The following is a 14,668-nucleotide window of genomic DNA, read 5'->3' as shown; positions in this document are numbered from 1 at the left end:
GGGACCGACAGTTCGCTGTCGCCCCGATCAGCGCCAGGTCACCTCGAAGAGGTGCTTGTTCTCGTCTTCGAAATAGACGCGGCCGTGGCCTCCGATGGGATCCTCCGTCTTTCCGTTCGTCGTGTCGCCGTGGTCGTTGCCGAACGGGATTTTGCGCTCGCGAAGGCGCTCGACCACGGCGGCGAAGCGCTCTCCGTCCACGCGAAACGCCAGGTGCGTGAAGTCGATCTTCTCCAGCGTCGTGAAGAGGATGAATTCGTCGTTGTCGAGGTCGACGCGAAACATGTCGTCGTCGATGCCCTCCGGCGTCGGCGCGGGCGCACCGAGGATCGCGGCCAAGAACTCCGCTGCTCGTTTCGCATCCTTCGCTGCAATGCCCATATGATCGACGTGCATCATGATGTTTCCTCTCCTCTGATCTCAGCGCGCTCGTTTCGTTTGCTTGGGTGAGCGCGCGCCGAGCGCGGAGTCGCGGGCGCTGGGCGTGGGGCGTGCCGTCGTGAGGACACCATTGAGCATCACGTCGATGCACCAGCGGATGCGCTCTTCGCCGGTGCCCGCGAGGAGCTCGTCACGCGAAGCGTGAATCATCGGGAAGTCTTCCTCGCGCGCGCTTCGAATGGCCGGAACGAGGGGCCCTTCAGGATGCCCGGGGTTCAACCCGTTGCCATGCTCGGCGGCGATCGCCGTGCAATACAAGAGCACGAGATCGACCGCCCAGGCGGCGCGGCCGCGGTCCATCTCGCCTTCCTGGAACGAGCGAAGAAGGCTCTCGTAGATGCGTAGCGCATTGGGGCCGACCGCGATCGTACGGAGCGCCAGCTGCCCCAGGCCTGGCGTGCCTGCGAGGACCTTCACGTACGAGCCGAGGAGCGAGCGCACGTTCTCTCTCCACCCGCCCTTCGCCGCACGGTGGTTGACCGCACCGAGCGCGCGATCGAGCACCAAGGCTTGAAGCGCGTTGGAGTCGTCGACATAGGCGTAAAGAGACGCCGCCCCCGTATCGAGGGCCGCGGCAACCTTACGGAGGCCCATTCCTTCGATACCATCGCGTTTCAAGAGCTCCAGCGCCGTGGCCACGATGAGCTCGCGGCTGAGCGGCGCTTTGACCGGCCCCCCTCGACGACTCTGCACATCCCGCGCCGCGAACGGGTCCTTGGCTCCCATGCCGAAAACAGTATTCGTCGCGAACAGTGTTCGTCAAGGCGTGCGGGGCCCGCCGCGCGTCTACGACGCCTTCCACGGAAGCGACATGGCCCGAAATTTCTCACGAAGTTCAGCGCGGGCGCGCCGAACGAAGGCTCTCGGAGAGAGCCATGAGCTCTGCTGGGAGCCGACCGGACGATGGCTCGACCCGATCAGCGGATCGCGGGGATGTCGTTGAGCGGTTTGGTGGCCATGCCGGCGGGGAAGCCGTAGCTCGCGAAGGAGTCCCAGCCCCAGACGGTGAGGGCGAAGGGGCCCTTGCTCGAGGCGCGGTGGACGCCGTTGTCGCAATCGCCCTGGGGGAACGAGTTTCTTACCAGATCGACATAAGCGACTTCGTAATCGGTATTTCCGATCGTTTGCCAACCCTGCACCGTGCCGAGGCAGTCGAGCTGGACGTCGTCGCGATTGCCGTCGTTGCGCCCGCGCACGAAGACGAGGTTCGTGTTGGAGTAGGTAGGGTCGGTCAGAAACACGTAGGACGAGAGGTACTGGCCGACGGGGATCACGTTGACCATCTCGGGATCGCCGAGATCGCTGTTCACGTAGCTCGCACCGGTCATGTACGCGGCGACGTAGATTGGATGGGCGGCGTCCTGGCTCTTCACGACGAAGGGGCCGGGAGACCAGAACTCAGCCCACTTTCCGCGATCGAGCGTGGTGGGGGCACCTTCGACCGGCGGATCGTAGGTGAGCCTCGTTCCGTCGGCCGCTGCGAGGATCCTCCACGGCGTCTGTTCGGGAGCGGCGCGATCGCGGTAGCGCGTGGCGACGTAGGCGTCGCCGAAGAGACGGATCGGCGGGATGTGCTGGTGGAGCGTATCGCAGAATTCGATCGGATTCGGGACGTACGCGCACGTCGCGCCGGCGACGACGGAGACCGGTTTGTCGGACTCGACGGCGGTGCCGTTCGCCTCCTGGGACTGGGTGAACTGGAGGAACTGCCCCGCGCCGAGGACGTATTCGCCGGTCTCGCCGCGTTTGACTGGAGGACGGCCGGCAACGCTCGCGAGATCGGTCGTCGGCCGGATTTTGACGTGGGTCTCGTCCTCACGCGCGAGGATCTGAAAGTAGGTTCCTTCGCTCGCCTCGGTCGCGAGGTTGCCGAGCGAGTATCCGTCCATCGCGAGGTTCTCGGTTCCCCACACGGACGTGGGAAGAAGAAGCGAGCTGCTCGGGATGAAGCTCGTGGCCCCTCCGTACGGATAGATGTCGTACGCGACGACGGGGGCGGATGACCGGATGCGGAACGTCTGCCCGACCCCGCTTCCGCGCACGGCGGCGGAGGAGAGGACGCCCGCGCCGACCGCCGAGGGGCATGGAACATAGAGATCCGGAGTTTCGACGTCGTGAGCCGGAGGCTTGGGCTCCATCGCCAGAAAGAGGATTGCGAGCTCGTCCTTCGGCAGCTTGCCTTCGGGCAAAGTCTCGTATTGGATATTCTTGCCTCGACCGCGCGGAATACGGAAATAGCTCGAGGAGATGGGCTTTCCATCGTATTCGACTTCGAGCTCGACGGGAGCGTTCCAGGTATTGGCGACGAGCACCGCGTAGCAGCTCGCGTCGTTGCGCGCGCCCTTCCAGCCGTCGAACGAGAACGCCGACGGCTTCGCGGCGTAGTACTCACAGCCGATCGAGCTCTGCTCGCGCGAGGCCGCTTCGCATCCCGGGACGCAGGCGCCATGCAAGCACGACGCGTACGCTCCGCAGGCCGTGACGACGTCGCCCCGGCAGTCGACGACCGACCGACCGTCCTCGGCGCAGCGGGGCGTGCAGTCCTGCGCGAACGTTGGGGGACCTGCGCCGGCGCCGGTATCGGCGTCCTTCGCGCAGGCAGCGGCGACGAGGAGCGCCGCGATAAAACAGGGAGCGAATCGATGGATCCTGGCGCGGATCATTTGGCTTTCCTTTGAAGCGCGACGCCTTCGCCGACGACGAAGATTTCGCCGGCGGCCGTCTCCGCGATCGCGATCAGGTGCGCCGTCAGCGGCGCATCGTTGTAGACGAGACGTACGTTCTTCCACGCCGTTCCGTCGAAGCGGGTGATACGTCCGACGTGGCCGACCGCCCAGATCTCGTCCTTCGAGCGAGTCAAGAACGCGCGGAGCGGAACGCGCGGCTGGTAGGGATCCGCCGCCCAGTCCTCGTCGGCACTGCTGCTCGGAGTGACCCGAACGAGGCCGTTCGGAGAAGCCCAGAAGCGCGCGCCGGTCGGCGCCGCGGCTCCGGCGAGGACGATCGGGTCGCCCCATGGAAGGAGGTCTGGAGAAACGCTGCGGAACGTCCACGTTGGAGCGCCCGCCTCGCCGGCCGTGCGATGGCCGACGTATCCGAGCTTCCCGAGTGCTGGATCCTGGGTCTTACCGCCGACGTACAGGTCCTCTGGACCCGTTCCCCAGATGGATTCGAAGTCCCCGTTGGCGTCGGTGGTTTCTTGAATCAAGCCGCCGTCGCGATCGGAGCGGAAGATGCCTCCCTGGGCGCCAGCGATCCACGTCTCTCCCTGAGCGTTCGACCAGACCGCCGAGAGAGGTTTGTCGAAGACCGTGGTCGTGAACGTCGTTCCATCGCCACGTACGATCACGGGAGTGGCGTCGTCGAGCGTCGCGCCGACCGCGATGAGCTTGCCAGGAGCCTCCGATGTCATCGAGTAGAGCTCGATGCTGCGCTTGCCGGCGCCCTCGCCGAGCGCAGGAGCGAAGACAGGCTTCCAGCCACCGTCCTCGAAGCGCATGAGCTGCACGGTGGCGGTGTCCACAGTGTAGACCCCGTTCGCGATCGCCCAGGCGCCGAGGATGGGGGCGACGTGCACACCGGCGAAGATCCAATCGGTAAATCCGTAAGCCGCCGCATTGGGAAGATCGACGAGACAGAAGTCGTCGCTGCACCGAGAGGGCGGTGCACCGGGGCCGCGAGCGTCACCGGCGTCGCCCGCGTCCGGCTGAACGAGGTCGGGCAGCCCCCCGTCGGCCTTGCGCTCGACGTCCTCGTGACCGCCGCTGGCCTCGTTGCCGGCGGCGCAGGCCGCGAAGATCAGCAGGGGCAGCGCGACCGAGCCCAGCGCCATTCGAGTCGTGACCACCTTCATTGGGCTCTCCGTGTCGTCGAGCGAAGGAGGGCGCCTTCTCCGGCGATCCACACGTCGTCACCCGTGCCGGTGACGGCATAAAATCGCGGATGCTTGTCGGGGGCGTAGGGGATATCGACAAGCGCCCAGGACTTGCCGTCCCAATGGAGGATCGTGCCGTTATCGCCCACCACCCAGACATCGTCGGGGCGCGAGCCCCAAACTCCGTAGAGCTCACGAGCAACGGGTGACTGGACGGTCATCCACGCGCTTCCTGTCCAATGCCGGATGACTCCCTCGACGCCAACGGCCCAGATGTCATTGCCATCGAACCCCCAGAGCGGATTGAAGCGCAGAAGCGAGCTCGAGTTCATTTCCTCGAGGCGGATCCGATCCGGCGGACCGCCGTCGCCTATCGGGCTCGTGTCGGTGCGGAAGATCTTCCCGTCATCGCCGGCGAACCACTGTCGCTCGGCGTTCTCGATCCAGACGGCGCGGTACCTGAGGCAGCGGCGCTCCGATGCGCCCATCGGGCACGGTGGAGAGATCGCTGTCCATGCGGGAGCGCCGCCCTCGGGGCCCGAGCCGTAGCGCCAGATGTTGTCTGGCTGAGGCGGATCCCTGCTGAAAATTTCGACGGGCGCGCCGACGGCGACAAGCTCCGCGTCGCGCGCGGCGATGGCGTCGATCTTCGCGAGGAAGCCCCCGTCGAACGCCTCGGCGCTGCCGTCCTTCTCGAGGTTCAGTTGAAGCAGCTCCTGCCCGCTGCTCGCTCCCCAGACCGTGCCATCCGGAGTGCCGGCGACGCCGAAGATCCCCGCCTTGGTATTCGTAGGGATCTGCTTCCAATCCTTGCCATCGAACTTCACCGCGAACCCGCGAAGGCCGACGCCCCAGACCTCGGCGGCGCTTCTCGCCCACAGCGCGAGCACCACATCGTCCCGGCCGGGAAAGGCGACGCGGCAGAACGCGTCGGTGCACTCGGGCGCGGTCGTCGCGTCGGCGTCGGCGTCGGCCTCGGCGTCGACCGATGCGGCCGAGCCAGGTCCAGCGTCGACGTCCGGGCCGGCATCCGTCGAAGAGGAGCACCAGAGATGCGACGAGGCGACGGCGACAAGCCCCATGCTCGTGAGCAGAAACCGCACTCTCACTGGGCACCTCCGCTGTTGCATGGCGCCATCAAGCAGACTCCGCCGACGCAAGGCTGTCCGAAGGCGATATCGCATTGGGTCCCGCAGCCGCCGCAGTTTTGAGGATCGGCAGCGACGTGCGTCTCGCAGCCATTCTCCGACCGACCGTCACAATCGGCGTAGCCGCTCGGGCACTTCAGCTCGCACCGTCCGACATTGCACACGCCAAGAACCCGGGGCGGATTGTTCGGACATCGGTGACTGCAGGCTCCGCAGTTGAAGATGTCCGTGGAGAGATCGGCGCAGTAGACCTGCCCATCCTCTTGCGTTTGACACAGAGTCTCCGCCGGCTTGCATTCGCACTTGCCGTTGAAGCAAGTCTGGCCGGGAGCGCATTTCCTTCCGCAGGCGCCGCAGTTCAGCGGATCGCTGAAGGTCTCGATCTCGCAGCCGTCCTTCCGCAGATCGTTGTTGCAGTCGTCCCAACCCCAATCGCATTTGACTGTCGCGCATTCGGCGTCGCCGCATCCGACGTAGGTATGAGGATAGGGCGGGGCGTCGACCGGCAGGCACGCGCGGTCGCAGGCTCCGCAGTGCTCGTCGTTGGTCTTCAGGTCCACGCACCTTCCGGTCTCACAGTTCCCGCAGGCGGTGAATCCGGGAGGACATCCGCAATTGCCCTTGATGCAGGCGACTCCAGCCGGGCACTTGATCCCGCAGCCTCCGCAGTTGCTCTCGTCGCACAAGTTCGATTCGCAGCCGTCCGCGACGTCGTTGTTGCAGTCCAAGAAGCCATCTCGCGCAAAGCATTGCATTTGGCATTTGCCGGACTGGCAAAACCATTCTGCGTGCAACGCATCAATGATGGCTTGCCCTTGCGGACATTTTATTCCGCAAGATCCGCAGTTTGCATTGTCGATATCGAAATTCGTCTCGCACTCGAAGGTGTCGCTCGAGCACGTGGCGTACGGCACGGGACAATCGCGCGACTTGCAGAGCGGAGTGAAGGTGTTCGCGTCCGGCTCGAGCTTCCCGCCGTCGTCGGAGAAGAGCGGTCCTCCGCCATCGCCCTTCGAGAGCGCATCGCCGAGCTCCCGCTCATGGCGCGTGCAACTGACCAAGCCGAGCCCGATGGTCAACGAGAGTGCGACGATGCTCGAGAGTAGCGGCTTCGATGTACGATGGTTCACGGCGTCCCGTCCTGATCGAGCGAGCGAACGATGGCTTCGACGCGGCGGCTGTAGAGCTCCGATGGATGCGCATTCAAGAAGGCTTCACCGAGCCGCTTCGCGGCGGCGCGGTCGCCCACTTTGGCGAGCGAAGAGACGCGAAGAACGGTCGCCTCTGCCTTGAAGGCGGGCGCGGGAAACCGCTTCTCGTAGTCGTCGAGCACCGCCAGCGCGCCATGCGCGTCCCCCTGACGGAGCTTCGTGCGGGCTCTGTCGATGAACTTCATTTGCTCGGCGGTCGACACTTCGTCCGTCGCCGCCTTCTTCTCCGCGGGCCTCTCGCCTGCACGCGACGCGGTCGCGCTCGAGGGAGAGGCGCGGACTACGCTCGGCGCATTCGGCAGATCATCGAGCGTCACGACGGGGGCCGGGGTCGTGGTGTCGGCGACCGTCGGCGCGGGGCCGACCTCGACCGGCTTTGCGGCGGTCCCGCCGGCCGCGGCCGACGGTTCGGAGGCAGACGGAGCCGGCAAGCTCGAAGAGCCATAGGCGAAGATCCCCACCGAAGCGGCGACGAGCGTGATGACGCCGAGCCCCTTCACGAGCGGCGTCACGCGCGTCGTTCGGACGACGGCGGCATCGGCGTGGGCAGCAGCGCCCGCGCCCCACTCGACGAGCGTGCGGTACCTGTCATCCGGCATCTCGTCCTCGGACGCCGAAGCGAGCAGTCGCCGCGCGACGTCCGATCCGCCGTCCTCTTGAAGACGGACGATCCGTTTCTCGGAGCTCATTTCTGTTTCACCTTGGAGGCAGCGAGAAGCTCGAATTCTTCACGGGCGCGTCGAAGACGCGACGTGGCGGTCCCCACCGGGATCGCGAGGTACTCGGCGATCTTGGGCAGGCTGGCTTCCTCGAACTCGTGGAGGACGAAGACGACGCGAAGGCTCTCGGTCATTTCGTCGAGGATCTCGTCGAGCACGCGGCGTGCGTAGCTGCGGTCGAGGAGGTCGTCGGCCGTGGGCGTTGGGTCCGACAACGTCTGCACGTCCTCGTCGTCGAGCGGCCGCTCGGGCTTGCGCGTGCGCTTTCGGCGCACGTGGGCGGCGACGTTCATCGCCGTGCGAAACAGGAACGCCGTCTCCGCGCCGGGTTGGATGTCGTCGAGGCGAAGAGACGCGACGACGAAGACCTGTTGAACGGCGTCCTCGAGCAAGGACTGCGGGACCCCTAGCCGGCGCAGATTCCGCCAGAGAAATCGCCCATGCGCTTCGATGAGCGTGCGAAGTCGTACCCCGCGCGACAGGCGCTCGCTCGCCGAGGACTGCGACGACTCTTCGGTGGCCAATGTCGGCACCGGGAGGGCAGCGGAAGACGAGACTTCGATGCGCACCCCGATAGAATTCCCAGGCCGACGCCTACCGATCACTCACCTCAATCAAAATGAAGGATCGGACCGGCGGCGAGCCAGGTAACGACGGCCGGAGTGCTGTAAAGCACGTTGTTCGGCCGGAGGATGACGTCGTCGCGGGTGAACGGGACGAGGATGCCGGCTTCAATCTCGATCCCCAGACGTGGGAGGGGACGAAAGCCGGCGCTCATGACGGCGCCAGCCCCGACCCACGGACCGGTGAAGCTGACCGGATTCAGCGCATGCGTTGCGGAGCTGGAGAACGCGCCGCCCTCGCCGACACCACAAAGCGCGAGCGAAAGTCCGAGCGTCTGAGTGAAGCACAGCCTCGCGCGCATGACGAGCCAGCTCAGATCCGCCTGACCGGCCTCGCGGCTCACCGAGCGTTGCCAGACGGCGCCCTCGATCCGGAGGGCGAGCCGCCCCTCGAGGAACGGCGGCCGAAGCTCGGAAAATAAGCTGGCTCCGAGCGCGAGGCCTTGGACCTCGACAACGACGACGTGTGCGCCCATCGACGTCACGGTCCTCCTCGGCGGCCCAGCCGCCTTGTCGGGACGTCGCGGCGGAGATGGAGATGGAGGAGATGGAGAGCGGACAATCGGGAGAGCTGGAGCGGAGTCGGCCACAGGCTCCAGCGGCGGCTCTGGGGGCGGTTCCTTCGGCGCGCTCTTGAGGGCTCCCTCTTCCATCGCGAGCACCAGCGCCAAGGCGAGGGCCGCCGTGACCTCGGTGCATGTGCGGGCAACCACCCTGCGCGGCGGTAGACGCTCGCCGCGGGATGTCACGAGCTCGAGCTCGCCGCGAGCCGCGCCTCCGCGCTGCTCCGCCCGAACGATCAGCGTCGGCGCTCCCTCGCTCTCCTGGACGCGGCGGAGGAGCTCGCTCGTGCGCGACGTCACCTCCGTCCAGAATTTTGCTTCGTTCGTGCACGATGCTGGCGAGTCGACCACCAGGTGAACAGGGATGGTCTCGCCATCCTGTACGGTGGCCGCTTTGCTGTCGTCTTTCGCAGCGGCTCCTCGCGCGACGACGACCAGGCCTAGGATCCACGCATGCGATCGTGCGAGGCCTCGGAGACGGTGGCACCTTCGCCACCCACGCTGGGACGTTCGCACGACCGACCGAGCATACTCGATCGTTCCTCGCCGTTGGGCTTACTCACGAGAACTCCGCCGTGCGCGCAGGTATCGCGCAGGCGCAGGCGATGGTGCTCCTCACCGTTTAAGAATCCAAGGGACCGACCACAGCCGTTCGTTGTTCGCGGCGCGCCGTAGCTGGCGCGGGCCTGCGCGAGAAATGTCTCGAGATGCTCGCGCACGAGCTCATGCAGGAAGGTCTCGCTCGGCCGCCGCGCGGAGCCCTGACCAATGAGCATCCGATTCGTCGGCACATGTGACCGCTTCGGCGTAACCGGAAAGTCGTCGGGGGTACATCCGCCATTGGGCACGCGCGACGCGGAACGGAGGGCGCGGAAGATCGCGGCGTCATTCCCATTCGAGCCGCATGTCTCGAGAGCCCTCTACGAGGAATGGCGATCTCCGTCGACGCCTCGTGCGCGTCGCATTGAACTGCAAAAAACGATGAACGAGCGATACGGTACCGTGGCCATTCCTGACGGAGCCAAAGAGCTATGACGATGCGTTATTTCCTCGAACGCAACGATGCGTCCGGCGACCACGATCGTCTATCGCGTCCACGAGACGAACGACGGGGTCTGGGGAGATGTCTGGGTATGGGACCACTGGGAGGAATGGCCCACGGCGCATCAGGTCCTTCTTGATCAATCGTATGCGAAGGAAGTCTCCGAGCAGGACGCTTTCGCGATCCTCGATGTTCTGTCTCGGCGGCCGAAGCGCTCGCGGTGACAGGGCCGCTGATTACTTCGTCGGTTCCCCTAGCGCTCGCCGCAGGCGGTTCCACATGTCTTCGCTGCCGAGTCCTTCGAGTGCTCGTTCGAAACCGTGTTGCTCGGTGCGGTACATCGCGAGCTTGTCGGGCCGATCGCGTCCGGCTTCGACGTTGGCGATTCGATCGGCGAGCTTGAGGTAAGCCGCCCGTGGCGTGGCGCGGATCTTTGCGTAAGCGCTGGCGTTGCGTTCCTTGCGTGTCGCGCCGATCCCGGTGACCGCCCAAACGAGCTCGTCGACGTCGGCGCCGAACCGCGTGCGAAGTTCCTCTCGTGAAGTGGCAGTGTCCTCGAGCACGTCGTGCAGCCACGCAGCAACCGCGAGGTCGCCTTGGATGTCGAACGAGCGTAGGACCTCGCGGACTGCGTCGAGGTGAAAGACATACGGCCGGTCTCCATAACGTTGGGTGGCATGGCGGGCCTCCGCGAGCGCGCGCGCATCCCGTTCGAGCTCGTCGCTATCGACAGTCGCCATGGCGCCCAACCTACCACGGAGACCGACAGTCATTGCAGCGCACGGGCCCCCGTCACTGCCTCTCTAGGGTTGTGCCTCCACCCGCGCGTCTTCGCCACGTCTTTGGTGACGTGCACTGACGCGCGCGATTTCGCGCAACCTCCTCGGCGCGTCGGCCGATGGGCCGGGCATGGCTGGACCTGGCGAGGTCACGGAGAGTCGAGCGCGCCGCTGGCAGGATACGTTCGAGCCAAGCGCGCCGCGCGAGAGCGCGAAGAGCGACAAGGTCCGCACGGAGGCGCCTTGGTCGAAGGACCTTTCGGCGGTTGGTGGAGGGGCGTCGGCCGCGAGCGTCGCGTTTGCGTCGGCACAGTCGAGTGCGGCTCGCTCGTCCTCGTCCGCGTCGTTGTCGATGGTCGCGCCCGAGATCGCGGCCGTCGTCCATCCAGAGCGACGGTTCAGCGAGCTCTCGGGACTGACGAACGAGATCCTCCGGCTCGAAAGCGAGTCTGTCGCTGGACACGCGCCCGCCATCACGAGCGCGGTGAAGGCGAGGCTCGCGTCTCTGCGCGCCGAGTGGACGACGATGGCCGAGCGCGCTGGCATTGCGCCGCCGCAGGCACGCCTCGATCCAACCACGGCCACGTCCAAGGAGGTGGCGCGCGCTTATCTCTGGACGCACGCAGGCGGCGGCGTCCCGCGTAGCGAGCTCGAGGCCGATGGAGGCGCGGCGTACCTTCGGAGCGTTCGCGACGCGACGATCCTGCAAACCAAGGGATTCGATGCGCTCGTCGATCTTTACCGCGCTGAGCCGAACGTCCAGAAGGATCTGCTACGCCGCGAGCTCGCACGTCTCCACGACACGAGGCCTGCGAGCGAGAGTGACTCCGTCGACTTCCTCGCGGCAAGGCGCCGTCAGCTCGTCGCCGGCGCCGCCTTGGCGACGACCGTCGCGGAGCATGAGGCTGCTCGCACGCAAAAGACCATCGGCCTCGACGGTGTCGTCAGCACGGCGGAGGGCGTCGAGGCGTACGAGCGCGAGCAAAAGCTCGCGGCCGCCAATCCCGGGTCGACGCTCGGAACGCTTCTCGCCGTCTGGCTCGGCAACGGCGACGTGCAGCGGATGCGCGCCGCCGGCGGCGTCGGCAACGCGGTGGAAGGCGTCGCGGGCGGCGCTGGCGTCCTCATCGAGGCTCACCGGACGGATCGGAGAGCCCCGAAACCTACCGACAAGCGGCCCGCTTACCCGGCGGGCGCTCCCCGGGCGGGCTCGGCCAACGCGCCGGCAAGAACCTCGACGGCACCGGCCGCCAAAGTTCACGACATCCGCGGCTTCAACGAAGCAGGTACGCTCAAGACAACGCCGATGCTGAGCGAATTTCACGGTGAGGATGTGCCAGGAAACAAGATCTGGGAGGGCAGGCAGGTTGGCTATTGCAGAACCGCTGCCGAGCGAGCGCGATTCAAGCTGGAGATCCGTGACGTCAACGTCGGCGGAAAACTCGAGAAGCGCCTCGTCGACGCCGACGGTCAGCCATTCGACACGCGTTCGGCAAACTCGCACGGTGGTCGGCACGCCGCGATATTCGTCATGAATGCGCGCGGAGAGATCTTCGCATCGAAGGTCCAGGAGCCAGGGATATTTCATCACTCGACACTGGCGGGGGGCTTGCCCGTCGCCGCTGCCGGTGAGCTCACGGTGATCGACGGCAGGCTCGTCTCCATATCAAACGCGAGCGGTCATTATATGCCCGACGCAAGCTACACAGACCAAGCGCTCACAACACTCAAGGCACAAGGCCTGGAGATTTCGGGCGTGGAAGTTAGAAACAAGGAATCCGGCACGTCACACTTGGTGCCGTGAGAGGGAACGATGACGACGACGCGCTGGCAAGCTCTCCTACGAGCACTGACGTACCACGCAATCATGTGTCGCGATCCGATGGGGGAGGTCGGCGGCGCACTCTACATCGTGAAGACGAAGGCCCTTGGAGGAACGAAAGATGAATACCTCGAGGCCATTCGCCTTGGCCTCGCGAGCGACGTCGACTTTGCGAAGCTCTACCATCTCAACCACTCAGACGCGACCGCACGCGCCTTTCTCCGAGCCGTGGAAGCCGACCTTCTCGCCGGTACTCCTGCCCCTCGCTAAGCAATCCATGACGACGAGACGGCAGTCGCTTCTGCGCGTGCTCACGTATGGCGTGTGCATGAACTACGACCCGATGGATGGCGTTGCCCACGCTGCGCGGATCGCTCGCAAGGGCGCACTCGGAGCAGCGAAAGACGAATACATCGAGGCGATTCGCATCGGACTCGCGAGCGACGTCGACCTTCAGAAGCTCTACGTTCTGAATCATTCGGACGCGATCTCGCGCGCCTTTCTGCGCGCCGTGGAAGCCGCGCTCGTCGCCGAGCCGCCTGCGTGAAGCGGCGTGGAAACTGCCACGTCACATGTCGTGCCATGAGGGGAAGGATGACCAGCACCCGATGGCAAGCTCTCCTACGAGCATTGACGTATCACGTAATCATGTGTCCTGACCCAATGGGGGGGCGGCGGTGCGCTCTACATCGTGAAGACGAACGCTCTCGGGGGGACGAAGGATGAATACCTCGAAGCGATTCGCCTCGGCCTCACGAGCGACGTCGATCTCGCGAAGCTCTACCAACTAAACTGCTCGGACGCGACCGCGCGCGCCTTTCTCCGAGCGGTAGAAGCGGACCTTCTCGCGGGCACGCCGGCCCCTCGCTGACCGTCAGGGATGGCGAAGTCGAGCGCAAGCGAGCAGCGGTCTCATGAGCGAGTCATGTCAGGATGCCGAGGGCTTCACGAACGAGTGTCTCGATCGGCCGCCGCCACGACTGGTCGCAATCGTTTCGGTCGAGCATGAGGAGCGCGCGGTCGGTTTCGGCGCCACGGAAGCCCAGCGTGAGCAGCGCGTCGCGCACGTGTTTTCGCGCGTCGCGGTCTTGCGTGTGCTCGTGCGCGATGTGGCTCGTCTCGAGGGCAAGGCCACCGATGGACGATGGCGACGTCGTGGCGTTGGTTGCTCTCGTTGCTTCGAGCTTTCGCTGGGAGAAGTCGACCGGTCCAGAGAATGGCGTGCTGCGATCTCCTCGGACCGAGGGACCCGGACGGGGACTGCGGATCCGGGCTTCGACATGGGCGCGACCGAACACACGCTCGGCAGCGTCACGGTTGTGCGCTCGGCATAGGACGCGAAGGTTCTCGGCCTCGCCACTGCCGCCCAGTGCCCGCGGCGTCACGTGGTCGATTTCGAGAAAGCAGCGAGCTGGACACCGTTCGCCGTTCTCGCCGACGAACGAACATTGCATGCCGTCACGCTCGAACGCTTCTCGCCGGGCCGCGCGCGTCACGTATCCGTGCTTAGCCGAGGGCTTGCGAAGGCGCGCTCGCGAGCTCGTGCCGAGCTTCTCCTTCGATAGCTTCTCGATGAGCAGCTCGACGGCTCGTTCGACGACGACCGCGAGATCCCCATTCGGATTTTGGTGACTCATGAGAGCACGCGCGAGCTCCAGCTTGTCGCGAAGAACCTCACTGGCCGTGAGCTGGACTCTATAGCGCCGCTCCGCGATGGCCTGTAGCTGCGGTGGCGGCACTCGGCTCGGTATGGGGGCTTGCGACGCCGTCGTCAACCCTTCTCCCGACAACGTGGCCGAAGACGGCCGACGATCCGGCAGCTTCCGAATCGACCCTTCGACGTCGGGCTTCGGCGCCATTCGCGCCACGAGCTCCTCGACCTCGCGTTTAGTCTTGCCGCTCGTGGCGCCGATCACCTCGTCGACATTCGCCTCCGTGAGAAGGTCACGCAGGAGCACGAGACTCGAGAGATGGATTCGTCCCGAGGCGATGGCACCCAGCAGCACTGGCAAACGCCGAACGAGACGCGCCGCCGTCAGTCTTCGAAACGCTTCTCCCTCGCTGAAGCCGAGTTTGCGCGTGCAAAAGTCGAACATTGACGAACATCCGAGCCCGAGATGGATCCGGCGCTCTTCGACCTCGACGAGATAGACGATCACCCTCGCGACCGACTGCCTCTCCGTGCCGATGAACGACTTCAGAACGACGAGAATCTCTTCATTCGACATCTCCGCGAGAGCTCTCGTCGCCGTGTCCGCACCCACGCAGCCTCTCGCCTCGTCGCTCGTCCGCTCGCCTCCGCCGCGAACCTTCCCGCACAGCCACTCGCCCACGGTCAGACGCCACGCCTGGCACGCCTGCCCGTCGAGCTGCTCGCCCCCGGCCCGATCCCGTTCGCTCATACGCCCCTCCCTGGTCGCCCCCACACACTGCGAGCTCGAGTCCT

16 protein-coding genes are annotated in these 14,668 nt (G+C 65.6%); 5 read left to right on the top strand and 11 right to left on the bottom strand.

All coding sequences use genetic code 11. From position 1 onward, the window contains the following. Window positions 1-27: 27 nt before the first annotated feature. From AKJ09_RS50055 to AKJ09_RS50010, 9 genes are all read right to left on the bottom strand, one after another. On the bottom strand, window positions 28-399 hold the full coding sequence (locus AKJ09_RS50055) for a VOC family protein (protein ID WP_146654955.1): 372 nt from the start codon (window positions 397-399) through the stop codon (window positions 28-30). 21 nt (window positions 400-420) lie between these two features. Next, the gene (locus tag AKJ09_RS50050; protein WP_146654954.1) at window positions 421-1,167 is read right to left on the bottom strand and encodes a TetR/AcrR family transcriptional regulator; all 747 of its coding nucleotides are present in this window, start codon (window positions 1,165-1,167) and stop codon (window positions 421-423) included. 191 nt (window positions 1,168-1,358) lie between these two features. Then, window positions 1,359-3,104, bottom strand: coding sequence for an IgGFc-binding protein (locus tag AKJ09_RS50045; protein ID WP_146654953.1), 1,746 nt, complete (start codon window positions 3,102-3,104; stop codon window positions 1,359-1,361). Continuing rightward, window positions 3,101-4,294: a hypothetical protein gene (locus AKJ09_RS50040; protein WP_169928637.1), complete on the bottom strand. Its 1,194-nt coding sequence runs from the start codon at window positions 4,292-4,294 to the stop codon at window positions 3,101-3,103. The genes AKJ09_RS50045 and AKJ09_RS50040 overlap by 4 nt, the downstream gene beginning before the upstream one ends. Further along, window positions 4,291-5,424 (bottom strand): WD40/YVTN/BNR-like repeat-containing protein, encoded by a 1,134-nt coding sequence (locus tag AKJ09_RS50030; protein WP_146654950.1) that lies wholly within the window; start codon window positions 5,422-5,424, stop codon window positions 4,291-4,293. Before AKJ09_RS50030 ends, AKJ09_RS50040 begins: the two co-directional genes overlap by 4 nt. Next, entirely contained in the window at window positions 5,421-6,593 is a 1,173-nt protein-coding gene (locus AKJ09_RS50025; protein ID WP_146654949.1) for a hypothetical protein, read from the bottom strand. The genes AKJ09_RS50030 and AKJ09_RS50025 overlap by 4 nt, the downstream gene beginning before the upstream one ends. Next, window positions 6,590-7,363 carry a tetratricopeptide repeat protein gene (locus tag AKJ09_RS50020; RefSeq protein ID WP_146654948.1) on the bottom strand — a complete coding sequence of 258 codons (774 nt, stop codon included), beginning with the start codon at window positions 7,361-7,363 and terminating at the stop codon, window positions 6,590-6,592. The genes AKJ09_RS50025 and AKJ09_RS50020 overlap by 4 nt, the downstream gene beginning before the upstream one ends. Then, window positions 7,360-7,962 (bottom strand): RNA polymerase sigma factor, encoded by a 603-nt coding sequence (locus tag AKJ09_RS50015; RefSeq protein ID WP_169928636.1) that lies wholly within the window; start codon window positions 7,960-7,962, stop codon window positions 7,360-7,362. The genes AKJ09_RS50020 and AKJ09_RS50015 overlap by 4 nt, the downstream gene beginning before the upstream one ends. 41 nt (window positions 7,963-8,003) lie before the next feature. After that, window positions 8,004-8,879 carry a hypothetical protein gene (locus tag AKJ09_RS50010; RefSeq protein ID WP_205634001.1) on the bottom strand — a complete coding sequence of 292 codons (876 nt, stop codon included), beginning with the start codon at window positions 8,877-8,879 and terminating at the stop codon, window positions 8,004-8,006. A 762-nt stretch (window positions 8,880-9,641) separates the two neighbouring features. Here AKJ09_RS50010 and AKJ09_RS50005 point away from each other — a divergent pair. Next, window positions 9,642-9,845, top strand: a complete 204-nt coding sequence (locus AKJ09_RS50005) for a hypothetical protein (protein WP_146654945.1) — start codon at window positions 9,642-9,644, stop codon at window positions 9,843-9,845. 12 nt (window positions 9,846-9,857) lie between these two features. On the opposite strand, the gene AKJ09_RS50000 is transcribed toward AKJ09_RS50005, so the two are convergent. Then, window positions 9,858-10,361: an HD domain-containing protein gene (locus AKJ09_RS50000; RefSeq protein WP_169928634.1), complete on the bottom strand. Its 504-nt coding sequence runs from the start codon at window positions 10,359-10,361 to the stop codon at window positions 9,858-9,860. Window positions 10,362-10,530: 169 nt separating this feature from the next. On the opposite strand from AKJ09_RS50000, the gene AKJ09_RS49995 reads away from it, so the two are divergent. The 4 genes from AKJ09_RS49995 (at window position 10,531) to AKJ09_RS49980 (ending at window position 13,093) form a co-directional block, all read left to right on the top strand. After that, window positions 10,531-12,204 carry a hypothetical protein gene (locus AKJ09_RS49995; RefSeq protein ID WP_146654943.1) on the top strand — a complete coding sequence of 558 codons (1,674 nt, stop codon included), beginning with the start codon at window positions 10,531-10,533 and terminating at the stop codon, window positions 12,202-12,204. A 9-nt stretch (window positions 12,205-12,213) separates the two neighbouring features. Further along, a complete protein-coding gene (locus AKJ09_RS49990) occupies window positions 12,214-12,492 on the top strand; it encodes a hypothetical protein (protein WP_146654942.1) in 279 nt (92 codons plus the stop codon). Window positions 12,493-12,499: 7 nt separating this feature from the next. Continuing rightward, window positions 12,500-12,769, top strand: a complete 270-nt coding sequence (locus AKJ09_RS49985; protein WP_146654941.1) for a hypothetical protein — start codon at window positions 12,500-12,502, stop codon at window positions 12,767-12,769. Between the two features lie 144 nt (window positions 12,770-12,913). Continuing rightward, entirely contained in the window at window positions 12,914-13,093 is a 180-nt protein-coding gene (locus AKJ09_RS49980) for a hypothetical protein (protein ID WP_146654940.1), read from the top strand. A 52-nt stretch (window positions 13,094-13,145) separates the two neighbouring features. Here the strand turns inward: AKJ09_RS49980 and AKJ09_RS49975 are convergent, their stop codons facing one another. After that, entirely contained in the window at window positions 13,146-14,624 is a 1,479-nt protein-coding gene (locus AKJ09_RS49975; protein ID WP_146654939.1) for an HNH endonuclease, read from the bottom strand. Window positions 14,625-14,668: the final 44 nt, after the last annotated feature.

This window comes from Labilithrix luteola, assembly GCF_001263205.1.
GTDB classification, from domain to species: Bacteria; Myxococcota_A; Polyangia; order Polyangiales; family Polyangiaceae; genus Labilithrix; species Labilithrix luteola.
This window is presented reverse-complemented; position numbering and strand designations above follow the sequence as displayed.